Annotated in this window: 18 protein-coding genes; 15 read left to right on the plus strand and 3 right to left on the minus strand. The window is 39.0% G+C overall.

Going from position 1 to position 10,928, the window contains the following annotated elements; genetic code table 11:
* The 15 genes from KTQ90_RS11570 to KTQ90_RS11640 all read left to right on the plus strand — a co-directional run.
* Positions 1-356, plus strand: a 356-nt coding sequence (locus KTQ90_RS11570) for a hypothetical protein (RefSeq protein ID WP_217318574.1), incomplete at its 5' end; no start/stop codon positions are given.
* Complete coding sequence (locus tag KTQ90_RS11575) at positions 334-648, plus strand: hypothetical protein (protein WP_217318575.1); 315 nt, start codon at positions 334-336, stop codon at positions 646-648. The genes KTQ90_RS11570 and KTQ90_RS11575, both read left to right, overlap by 23 nt.
* 281 nt (positions 649-929) lie before the next feature.
* Complete coding sequence (locus KTQ90_RS11580; protein WP_217318576.1) at positions 930-2,270, plus strand: DUF7833 domain-containing protein; 1,341 nt, start codon at positions 930-932, stop codon at positions 2,268-2,270.
* A complete protein-coding gene (locus tag KTQ90_RS11585) occupies positions 2,212-2,895 on the plus strand; it encodes a P-loop NTPase family protein (RefSeq protein WP_217318577.1) in 684 nt (227 codons plus the stop codon). The genes KTQ90_RS11580 and KTQ90_RS11585 overlap by 59 nt, the downstream gene beginning before the upstream one ends.
* Positions 2,896-2,900: 5 nt before the next feature.
* Positions 2,901-3,941, plus strand: a complete 1,041-nt coding sequence (locus tag KTQ90_RS11590; RefSeq protein ID WP_217318578.1) for a toprim domain-containing protein — start codon at positions 2,901-2,903, stop codon at positions 3,939-3,941.
* Positions 3,942-4,000: 59 nt separating this feature from the next.
* A complete protein-coding gene (locus KTQ90_RS11595) occupies positions 4,001-4,552 on the plus strand; it encodes a hypothetical protein (protein ID WP_217318579.1) in 552 nt (183 codons plus the stop codon).
* A 163-nt stretch (positions 4,553-4,715) separates the two neighbouring features.
* Complete coding sequence (locus KTQ90_RS11600; protein WP_217318580.1) at positions 4,716-5,291, plus strand: hypothetical protein; 576 nt, start codon at positions 4,716-4,718, stop codon at positions 5,289-5,291.
* A gap of 6 nt (positions 5,292-5,297) precedes the next feature.
* Positions 5,298-5,660 (plus strand): hypothetical protein, encoded by a 363-nt coding sequence (locus tag KTQ90_RS11605; RefSeq protein WP_118432475.1) that lies wholly within the window; start codon positions 5,298-5,300, stop codon positions 5,658-5,660.
* 16 nt (positions 5,661-5,676) lie between these two features.
* Positions 5,677-6,183, plus strand: coding sequence for a hypothetical protein (locus KTQ90_RS11610; protein ID WP_217318581.1), 507 nt, complete (start codon positions 5,677-5,679; stop codon positions 6,181-6,183).
* Positions 6,184-6,187: 4 nt separating this feature from the next.
* Positions 6,188-6,391: a hypothetical protein gene (locus tag KTQ90_RS11615; RefSeq protein ID WP_106812155.1), complete on the plus strand. Its 204-nt coding sequence runs from the start codon at positions 6,188-6,190 to the stop codon at positions 6,389-6,391.
* A 3-nt stretch (positions 6,392-6,394) separates the two neighbouring features.
* Entirely contained in the window at positions 6,395-6,676 is a 282-nt protein-coding gene (locus KTQ90_RS11620; protein ID WP_217318582.1) for a hypothetical protein, read from the plus strand.
* A gap of 29 nt (positions 6,677-6,705) precedes the next feature.
* The gene (locus tag KTQ90_RS11625; RefSeq protein WP_147336576.1) at positions 6,706-6,999 is read left to right on the plus strand and encodes a hypothetical protein; all 294 of its coding nucleotides are present in this window, start codon (positions 6,706-6,708) and stop codon (positions 6,997-6,999) included.
* A 261-nt stretch (positions 7,000-7,260) separates the two neighbouring features.
* Positions 7,261-7,515, plus strand: coding sequence for a hypothetical protein (locus tag KTQ90_RS11630; RefSeq protein WP_118432462.1), 255 nt, complete (start codon positions 7,261-7,263; stop codon positions 7,513-7,515).
* On the plus strand, positions 7,515-7,850 hold the full coding sequence (locus KTQ90_RS11635; protein WP_217318583.1) for a hypothetical protein: 336 nt from the start codon (positions 7,515-7,517) through the stop codon (positions 7,848-7,850). Before KTQ90_RS11630 ends, KTQ90_RS11635 begins: the two co-directional genes overlap by 1 nt.
* A gap of 216 nt (positions 7,851-8,066) precedes the next feature.
* Entirely contained in the window at positions 8,067-8,612 is a 546-nt protein-coding gene (locus tag KTQ90_RS11640; RefSeq protein ID WP_217318584.1) for a macro domain-containing protein, read from the plus strand.
* A 297-nt stretch (positions 8,613-8,909) separates the two neighbouring features.
* On the opposite strand, the gene KTQ90_RS11645 is transcribed toward KTQ90_RS11640, so the two are convergent.
* The 3 genes from KTQ90_RS11645 to KTQ90_RS11655 form a co-directional block, all read right to left on the minus strand.
* Positions 8,910-9,065 (minus strand): hypothetical protein, encoded by a 156-nt coding sequence (locus KTQ90_RS11645; RefSeq protein WP_153083065.1) that lies wholly within the window; start codon positions 9,063-9,065, stop codon positions 8,910-8,912.
* A 35-nt stretch (positions 9,066-9,100) separates the two neighbouring features.
* Positions 9,101-9,646, minus strand: coding sequence for a hypothetical protein (locus tag KTQ90_RS11650; protein ID WP_217318585.1), 546 nt, complete (start codon positions 9,644-9,646; stop codon positions 9,101-9,103).
* Between the two features lie 164 nt (positions 9,647-9,810).
* Positions 9,811-10,928: site-specific integrase (locus tag KTQ90_RS11655; protein ID WP_217318586.1), on the minus strand; the 1,118-nt coding region annotated here is incomplete at its 5' end.

The following is a 10,928-nucleotide window of genomic DNA, read 5'->3' on the forward strand; positions in this document are numbered from 1 at the left end:
AAAAAAAAATTAATAAAAAAAGTAATATGACAAAAGAAAATCTTGAAATTTATCAGGAGGTTTTTCCAAAAAGCCAACTGAGAAGAATGAAGGTTGTTGATGAATATCTTAATACCTTCGGTGAAATGATTAAGAAAAAGGTTATTTCTCCAAATTGCGCTTTCGAAGCGTTGGCAAAGAAGTATGAGCTTACAAGAGCTGGTATAAGAGTTATGCTCACAAAGGCAGGTGTGTACAAAAGCAGCCAGGAGCCGCTTTATTATCCTACTGCCGAAGAACGAGCAGCCAAACCAACTTACTTCTTTGATATGAATAATCCTAATAATAATTATTATGGTACAGATAATATTGGATGAAGACCGTGGAGCTTATGAGGCTTTTATCGCCAAGCTAACGGATGCCCTTGCCCCGAAACTTGTGGCAATGATGAAGAAAACTCCACAGACCGTTTGTTCTCAAAGAGAGGCATACAGACGTTATGGAACTGGTAATGTGCGCAGATGGGTGAAGGAAGGCAGACTTAAACCATTTGCCAAGCGACCAGGAAAGATAGAGTATAAAATTTCGGATTTGAAGACACTCTTCAATCAACAACAAGATTACTTCTCCAGTTATGTCCATGTACAGAATACAAAAAAACATATATAAGGCTAAGAAACCTTTGTGGATGCAATGTCTTCTGTTCAACATTATGCCTGATTTGTATGATCCTCATCCGAGCAAGGAAGAATGTCAGAAGAATCTGAAGGCTATATCGAGTGCCATCAATGGTCAGAAATATTATTGGCACCAGCACCATTCCATGATAGGTAAATTCTGCAAACTGGTTATCTGTGACGATTACATAAAGATAATGTCAAAGAAAGGTAATCTAATGTTGTCTTTCGTTATTGAACGATGTGAAGACGATGAACTTAATGTGAATTAGAATGATAGGTTTGGATTATAGTTGGATAAAATTGCCAAGAACATTTTGTGATTGGCGTTGGTATAAAGATTCGCACATGGTGCTTCTGTACCTGCATATTCTTCTTCACGCCTCATTTTCCGATAAGGAAATAGGAGAAGTGGTTATCAAGAGAGGACAGATGCTTACAAGCTATGCACAATTGTGCAACAATACAGGTTTGTCATTGCAGACTGTGCGAACCTGCATAAAGAAGTTATTGAAGACAAAACAGATAAAAGTTTTGTCTTGTAAACACCACACAACAATATCTGTCGTGGCGTATGATAGTTTTCAGCCAGAGGGTAAGGACGAACTCAACCCAAATTGGGTAAAGTTGTATCGCAAGATAGAAGATTGGCGTTGGTATAAGGATGCCATAACCTTCCATCTGTTCATACATCTGTTGTTGAATGTTAACTACTGTCCTTCTGCGAATGGTGAGAATATTCTTGGAAGAGGTCAAATAATGGTGACAAGAAAGTCTCTGACAGAATCGACCAACATATCGGACAGGAGTATCAGAACGTGTATAGAGAAGTTGCAAAAATCTAAAGAAATATTAATTTCTCAAAAAGCGACCAACCGACCACGCATCATAACTATCTGTAATTATGATAGTTACCAGGCTGGATTTGCACCTTCTAACATACAGCTAACATACAACCAACATACAACTAACATTCAGTGTGAAAGTGTGCAGCAAGCTTTGGTTTTCGCCTCAAAAAGCGACCAACCAAATTTGGATGTAAACACCTGTGGTGTAATGGGTTACATTGATAATGATTCTCAAACTAACACACTGCTAACATACAACCAACACACTGCTAACATGCAGCCAACACACGATCAACAAACAGATAACATACAAGTAACAACATATAAGAATATAAGAAATAAAGAAATAAAGAAAAATATATCATCAACATCCGCGCGTGCGAGAGAAGTTGAGAATTTTGAAGTTTTGGATGGAAAAGAAGAGAAAGAAAACCAACAAAAGAAAGCAAGGAAAGAAAGTTTCCTGGAGCTTTTGGAGCAGGACGAGCTTTGGCTTGGAGCTATCGCAAGAAAGTTCTCTCTTGCCAGAGTGGAACTTGTAAAGAGTAGATTGGAGGATTTCGATTTAGACATGATATGTCGAGGAAAGACTACCCATACGGACATTCAAGATTACAAGAGCCATTTTGTAGATTGGCTCTATAAAAACAATAGTGCAACATCAAAAAGTAATAATCAATATGGAGTTTCTAAACAAGACAAGCAAAATGGAAGTAGATTTGTTCCTAAGTCGTCTGAAGGAGCAGTCTATACCCAATCTTTCTAAGCTGCCGATTGATGAAGACCTTTGCAAGCGAGGCTTGCAATGTGCGTTTGAGAAAGTCGTGGAAAGCGGTTTTCATCATTATATAAGAAATGAGCAGCAGAGCAAACAGTTGGAAGCAGTTGCCAATTGGCTTGTCTCACCTGAAAAGAAATGGGGTCTGCTGCTGAATGGCATTCCTGGCAATGGAAAGACAACAACCCTTATGGCAATAAGAAAAGTTATCAATGCTTTGGAACTTGAAGATCCTAACCCGATTTCAGAGAACAAGGTGTTAGGCTTTAGATGCCAAACGGCTAAAGAACTATGTGAGATTGCCATCAAAGACAAAACAGCATTCAAGCAATACAAGAACTCCACTATACTTGGTATAGATGAGTTTGGCTTGGAGCCTACTGTAGTCTCTTCATACGGCAATGAATACACTCCTGTTTCCGACATTCTGGCTTATAGATACGAGGCTCGTTTGCCAACTATAATGACAACAAACATTGCAAATGTGGAAATTCGCCCTAAGTATGGAGACAGAATAGCAGCAAGAATGAATGAAATGTTCGACATCATCGTTATGCCAGACATAGATTTTAGAGTTAAGGTTAATGAATATACGTTTTTAAATAAATTATAATTGGGATGGAAGAAGCTAAGAAAATATTGCAAAAGACCCATGGAGGACTTGACGTTTTCAAGCACTACCTTGGCGAAGATTGTACTGCCCAGTTTTTCCGTAATCCTTATCGAAAGGATAAAAGGGCATCTTGCCGTCTGTATAAGAACGAGTCTGGAGGAGATAGTTACTACTATTTCCTTCAAGACTTCGGTGATAGCAAATTCTGTGGTAATTGTTTTGTTATTGTTGCCAAATTGCTTGGCTATAACTTAAACACAGATTTCAAGCGACTTCTTGAACAGATTGACCGAGATATGAAACTCAATGTGTTTTCATCTTATGATGATGGTTTTCATGGCAAACAGGTGAAGCTGAAAAAGGTCATAGCCTGTGGTAGCAAGGAAAAGCAATGCTCCATTTCTGAGTTCAAACCTATAACAAAGCATTTTTCGGACAAAGAGTTGGAATATTGGCAACGTTATGGGATAGATGAGAAAACGCTGCTGAGATACGACGTGAAAAGTATCAAAAGCTGTTCGTTTGTCAAAACAGACGGAAAGAAATTTGCTATCGTAAGCAGTGAACTTGTTCCTATATATGGATATTACTTCAATGGAGGGCTTGGCATCAAATTTTATCGTCCAAAGTCTGAATATCGTTTCATGTATGCAGGTGACTTACCCAAGCCATATATTTTCGGATGGAACAAATTGCCTACATCTGGAGAACGTGTATTCATAACAGGCGGTGAGAAAGACGTGCTTTCGCTTGCAGCTCATGGTTTTTATGGCATAGCCTTCAACAGCGAGACTGCAAAGGTGCCGGAAGATAAGTTGAAAGAACTTTCTGAGCGTTTCAAGGAAATAATCTTTCTGTATGATTCAGATGAAACAGGCATCAAGGAGTCGAAAGAACGAGTCGAAGACTTCAAAAATAGATACAATGTTTCTCGTCTTCAATTACCATTGGAAGGTAGCAAGAAAGAGAAAGACATCAGTGACTATTTCGCCATAGGCAATACAACGGAAGATTTTGTCGAACTCATTAATGAACAAAGAACATGAAAATTTCAAAAAGAAGAGTAGAATACAGTCATTTAGGAGGTAATCTTCGCCTTGTATCTATGACAGACGAAGAACGAAAAGAGTTGGCACAGCAGCATAATACAGAAAAATGGGCAATCTCTCCCAACCTCTATTTTGTTGAATTTTCCTCGTTCAACAGAAACTACAGAGGGTATGGCATCAGAAATGTCAATGGTGGGATAGAGTTCATTAATCCACTTTATATGAAAAATCCTATAACATTGGATAACAAAGGATATGTTTATGTTGCTCACTCTAAAGATGACAGCAATAAGCATTGCTGTCTATTTTGGGAGTTTACGGATTATCTTGCTTATCTCTCCATCCAGAAGAAACATTTTCTGAATCTTCCTAAAGACTGCGACTGTTTCATTATGTCTGATGTAAGAAACTTCATACCAATGGTAGTTGATACAGACGATTATGAGAATATTTATATGTTCTTTCCAAATAATGACACTGGCTATACTATAGCCAAAACCATACAGAACCGCAATTCCAAGCATGTGCATGACTGTAGCCTTCTGTATGCAGCCAATGAAACATTGCATGATTTTGTCCATGCCTATTTGGAAGAAGTCAACAAATAAAGGGTATAACAGCATGAAGATACTTTGCATAGCACTTGGTGTGGTCATCATTGCAATCGCAATAGCTTTTATATATGAGATAAAGCATACGTATCGTGATGGTGACCTTTGGAAAAAATGAATGAATCGTCCGCATTTATGCGGCTACTAAAAAGTTATATATATGATAGACAATGTTTTTACTATTATCCATTGTAAAAATGGATTGGAAAAGACTCCTGAGTATTGGCAGAAAGCTGATTTCGAGGAGAAGTTTAAGGAGCTTACAGATAGGGTTATACAACATAAGCATTTTACCCCTACTGCCAGAATGAAGATAATCAGAAAGATGTCCTTTTTGATTAAGGCATCCACTACGATTGAGCAACTTCTCGCCTTGTCTGACAAGTTGAGAGACAAGTTCAATATCGATTGTTTCCAAATTGCTATAGACAGAACTGACAGCATGGCTCACATGCTATTCGGTTTCATTGATGAGAACGGTTCAAGTATATACTTCAACTGGCTCAACGAGATAAGAATATCTGTAATGATTCTTAATGAATTAAACTTGCCTCGACCTAAGAGTGTGCAAATGTGGTTAAGATATTTCCTGGCTTATTCGTTCGAACATGATCATGAGATATTCCAGAAGCAATTGGCAGCCTTGGAACATGGGGAAATAGATAATATTAATCTTCCTTTTATGCGTGATGTCCTGCACTATGCAGAAGCCATGTGTAAAGGACAATTAAAATAGGAAATTATGGATAAGACGTTTGTTTTTAACAAGAATAATATCTGTACCAATCCTAATACTCCAATTTCATGGATTAGTGAAGGAAAGCCTTCTATGGGATGGTCTTTTGATGTCTTTACCGCATTAACTCCTAAAGGATGGGTATGTGGGCTTGATTGCAATATGGGAGATTCCTGTGCAAGCTGCGGTTGCAACAGAAAGAGTCGTGAGTTGTATGGCTCCCAGAAGGAAGCAATTTACAATTCTCTTAGACGTTTAGAGAGACTTGCTTTAGAAAAGAAAAAAAGCAAGTTCCAAAAAGAAATGTTGTCTGAAATCAGAAAAGGCATCAACTTATATGATATACGACAACTCGAATTGTTTGACTAAATAAAAAGATATATCAATGAAAAAGATTAATGGTATCAGTTTGCTGCACGGCATCGCTATACTTTCAGGTATAGGTATCGTAGGAATTTTCGCTTGGTGCGATGAGTCAATAAACGAAGGCGGAAGGGGCATTACGCCGACCTTGCTTTTCGTTGTCTATGTTCTATTGCTGCTTGCTTGTAATGCGGAAATTATTGCGTCAGACGAGAACTTCAAGAGAGTGTTTGACAGAACAAAGAAGGTCTATGACATAGCCAAGAATAACGCTTCCGTGGAAGGCATAAACTTGTATAACTTCGAATATGACAAAAAATGCAAAACAGTTATTTTTGTCATATTCGGATTCTTACTTGTGACTTTATGGCTTGCAATACACTTCACGCTGATAAGAAGTCTTATATTGGCGTTGCTGATTTCCATCGGATTGTCTTATATGATTATTACATTAGTATTGGTAGCTTGGAACTTAGCTGCAATAAGAGAATTAAATAAAACAAGAATGAAACTGGAAAGTAAACATTAAAGATATGATTACAGAATTTGAAAAAGGACAATGGTCGGTCATTCAGAACGTCATAACCTTTATGAAGGATGACCAAACCGCTATGGAGCTTTGTAGAGAAGCTGGTTTTGGTAAGAAGAAGATCCTTGAACTGGAAAAGGATTCATGTACATTTATGAATGAGGTCAAGGCGTTTCTAAAACGCAAAGGACACTTATTGGAGGACTGAACTATGATGGTAAGTGTTACTAAAGCGGAATATGAGGCAATCATGTTTTGCAGAGAACAGGTCACTGGAGCAATAGAAGGAGCCTCGGATGAAAACTATGTAAAAGAAGCGTCCGAGGCTATTGAGGGCATAGTTTCCTTTCGCAAGAAATATCTGAAAGCCGTTGCCAAGCAGAATAACCTGGCAACGGCAAAACAAGCGGTGAAGAAATTGCATCCAGAAATTAAAGGACAAATGTTTAACAAATTGGTAAGAATCGTTGCCAAACAATTGGATGATAAATGAATGTATCAATTAGAAAAAGGCTCCTTGCAATGAAGATTAGTAATTGGGAGTCTATTCCATATAGTGTAGGACTTCAATGTCCAAATGGCGATGATGGCTCTTTAATGGAGGGAAAATCTAAAGTTATCGGTTGGTGTGACACACCAAAAGGTCTTATGAAGGTATGTGAGTGCCAGGTGTGCTTTTCAAAGTTCCGCTACCATGGATTTCATGGTAGCTTGGAAGCTTTTTTGAATAGCCTTGAAGAAGATATAGTATATCAAGAGCAAGGACTTGAAGCCTGGAGTGAACTAACTTTAAAGAGATTTAAGCATGAGATATAGTAAATCGTTCATTCCTACACAGGCTTTCAATCCATGTACTTGGTGTTACTACGAAAGTAATTTTGCCACAGAGGATGAATACCAAAAGAGTGTATGTTTTAGATGTGACAATAACTTTTGTAAATTTACGAATGCAATGTGGAAATACAAAAGACGTAATCATTATCTTCAAAAGATAGGAAGAATTAAACGCAAATTGTTTCCATGTTCTATACCTCATTGGAAGAACACGGAACAGTTGCCTTTTTAAAAGTATAAATTATGACACAAGAGGATTTAGACAAAACAAGATGGTGGGGAACATCCTACAGTCTGGAAACTGATCAGTTTGAAGTTTCATTCAGTGACACGACTAACTGCATTCCAAAGCTAACAATGATTATAAAATACAAGGTTAGAAACGGCAAGAAGGTGTGGCGTAGTCAAGTTGTTAGATATGTTTGCAACGGCATCTACTACAAGAACAAAAAAGATCTTCTTGAAAGATGTAATGTAGTATTTAATTTTATCAAGTAATGGAAAAGGATGTTTTGACTTTGCATCTTGCAGAACCTTGGTATTCGATGATTGTATCCGCTGAGAAGATGGAAGAATACAGGGAAATTAAGCCGCATTGGATAAAGCGTTTAACCACCAACTGCGAAGTTCCCTATGATGTGGCAGCAGAAACACATTATGGAGAGGTGCTGTATCGTCCTTATACCCACGTTCTCTTCGTTAAAGGCTATCCGAAAGGTAATAAGCCGTCCGTTGAGAAGAAGATTGTGGATATAACAATTGGCAAGCCCAAGAAAGGACTTTGCCCGAAAGAGTTTTTAAACAAAGAATATTTTATCATTAAATTCAAGTAAATATGAGAGATTATGTAATTTTAATAGTGCAGGCATTAAACATTTTAGCAAAGGTTACCATGACAGGCATGATTTGTTTTGCAATTTATGCTTTCATCTTTATACCTGTTTTTAGTTTGAAATGGTGTGCTTTATATGTATTTTCATTCGTTCTCGTCTTTTGCTTAGAACGTTGGTCTTATAATAATTTTCCTTATTACGATAAAGACCCTTGGAATGACTGAAACAAATATCTTTTACGAGACTGGAGATATTCAGTTTAGTACATGCCAAACTATTGTGGTTCCTGTCAATTGTGAAGGAACGATGGATGAAGGGATAGCGTCAATATTCAGAAGACGCTATCCTTATATGTTTGAGCGTTACAAATGGATATGTGAACAATGTCTTCTTGCCCCCGGCAAACTCTGGATATACAATTCCCCATCGAAGCGCAAGATATTAATATTTCCTGTTCTGCAACATGGAGAAGAAATATATAGATATATGGAGTTAGGCTTGGCTAAATTTCTTGCCACATATCAGGAGAAAGGAATCACATCGGTTGCCTTTCCTTTGTTCAATCCCACTGGTACAACAGAAAAGGATGTTTTAGGGCTTATGTCATACTATTTAGCTAAGTGTGATATAGCAGTAGAGATATATACAGAGTATATTCCTCGTTCCCAAACACTTGTGCCACTACTGGAGCGACTATGTGGAAAATTTACAGATAAAGAAATCTACAATATCAAGAAGAAGCTCTGCTTCGAGGTGGATTAATACAAAAGAAAAACGGTCATCATTCTCACGAACAACAACCGCCCTCCTTGGATGAACTTATGACAATCCACCTTTAAAACTTCTTAATTTGATTATAGTTGTGTGGAGTGCAGGGTATCGAACCCCATTTCAACCAACCACTTAATTATATCACCAAGCAGCCTTTTGAATACCCCTAAAAGAACCCCTCGATGCTCACGCACAGAGGGATAATAGCACTACTGAAATGCTTAATGATTGATGTTTCTTTCAATATGTCAATTTCACTATTTATCCTTGACGCAGTTACATAACGGCTTATCGCCCATTATGTTTGTCATGCAGCCATGCCTTCTGTTCGTAGCTGAGTCCATCCCAGCTTTCCTTGCGTTTCTTGCCGCCAGAATGTGTCATAGCCTTACCGAAGCCCTTGAAGAGCCATGCCATGAATAACCATAAAAATACTGTTCCCATATCTATAAACTTTAACTGGTTCTACAAAATGATTTCTACTTCACTGAGAATGTGGCGATACTGTCAAAACCGTTAGCCACCACTCCATATTCTCCTGCTGGCAGGTCATGGAGAGTTACGAGGTAAGATGAAGATCCATACTTCTTCACCTCGTAATCTACGGTGGTGAAATTGGTAGTAGCTGATGCGCTTCCGAAGCCGATGTCTGCCATCTTGAATCTGCGTTCCTTCTTCTTGGTTTCGAACTTGAAGATGCCGAAGGCGTTCTTTGGCTCCTCGCTGTTGTCCTTCACACGGATGATAAGGGAAAACTTCTTGGAGGAAATCTTGTTAGGGCTTTCTGCTCCCTTCACTGTGAGGTAAGCTTTAGTTCTGTCAAGAAGGGAAGCTCCTGGAATTGGAACCAGGGCGAAAGCCGAAGACTTTGCCTTGTGTTCTCCAGTTTCCTTCTGGAGAAGCGTTGTGGTGCTGTCTGTGTTAATGACAGCTACCTGTCCTTTATACTCTGGTTCTGTAATGTTCTGAGCAAATCCTAATGTTGCAGTCAAGAACAATGCTGATGTCAATATCAATTGTTTCATACCTTAATATATTGTTTTGTTCATTATCCTGTAATTTAATTGTTTATGATTTGTTGTATTGCTTGTTTTGAAAGTGCAGTCCCCCAAGGCAGAGAGAAATCCCTGCCCGAAAAATGGGGACTACAAAAGTGAAATTAACTGGTTGTTATCCTGAAAAGTTCCGTTTACTTGTTATCCTGTAAAAAAGTTATTCTGCGTGGATGGGTGTTGGTGGCTGCTGTCCGCTTTGTCCTCGGTATTTGCTTGTTCTCTTCACGCTGTTTGCGACCTCGAAAGGCTTTCTTCGTGTTGTCAACAGCCTTGACCTTTTCATTCGTCAGCACATCTGCATAGATGGAGGTGGATTTGAGTGACTTGTGTCCCATCAGCTTCTTGGTAGTCTCAATGTTACCAGTAACCGCCTGCACCAAAATTCCGAATGTATGTCTGGCACAGTGAAAAGAGATATTCTTCTCAATGCCCACCTTTTTAGCTATCCTTTTAAGGGCTGCATCCACATTAGCCTTGGCAGGAAGGTGAAACACAAAATCATCATTGCCTTTGGGTGGCATCCATGACAAGGCGGTATTGCCGATTGGTACGGCATTGAGAGCCTTGGTCTTCTTTTGGATGATTACAAGCGTGTTTGTTTCCTCGTTCCTCTTGATATCACTCCACCGCAGAGCCTTGATGTCGCTGATACGAAGTCCTGTTAGACAGGCAAAACCAAAAGCTCTCTGTGTCTCTGCAACTCCAGGACTTCTCTCATCTGAAGCCATGAACCTTTTCAGTTCATCTGGAGTGAGATACTGCTTATGTGATGTCTTTGGCTTGGGAAAGATGTCTGACTTCTCCAACTGGTAGAAAGGGTTAGCCTTCAACTTGCCGAACTTGACAGCCTTGTTGAACACCGTCACTATGCGCTGTTGAACATTGTGAAGGGAACCTTCACACAAAGGTTTGGCTTCAACTCGTACATACTTTTGGGGTACATAGTCGTTCTTCAGCCAAAGGAAGAAAGCCTTTAACCATTCCTTGTCGAACTTCCTCAGAGTGATGTGAGGTCTGCGCTTGTTGGCAAGGAACTCGCTCATTAGGTATTTCAGATACTTTGATTGGTCAACAATAGCCTTGGAATAGTCTGTGTTGTCGCTCATCCAGTCGATGTAAGTCTGGATCCAATCTAAGACTTCGGGAGACTCGTCATTGGGGATTTCCTTCACAATCATCAAATGACCTACCTCTGGAATGGTCTCTGGATGAAGAATACGCTCTGCCCTTATCTGGTGAGCACGTTGCAATG

Source organism: Leyella stercorea, from assembly GCF_019052365.1.
Lineage (GTDB): Bacteria > Bacteroidota > Bacteroidia > Bacteroidales > Bacteroidaceae > Prevotella.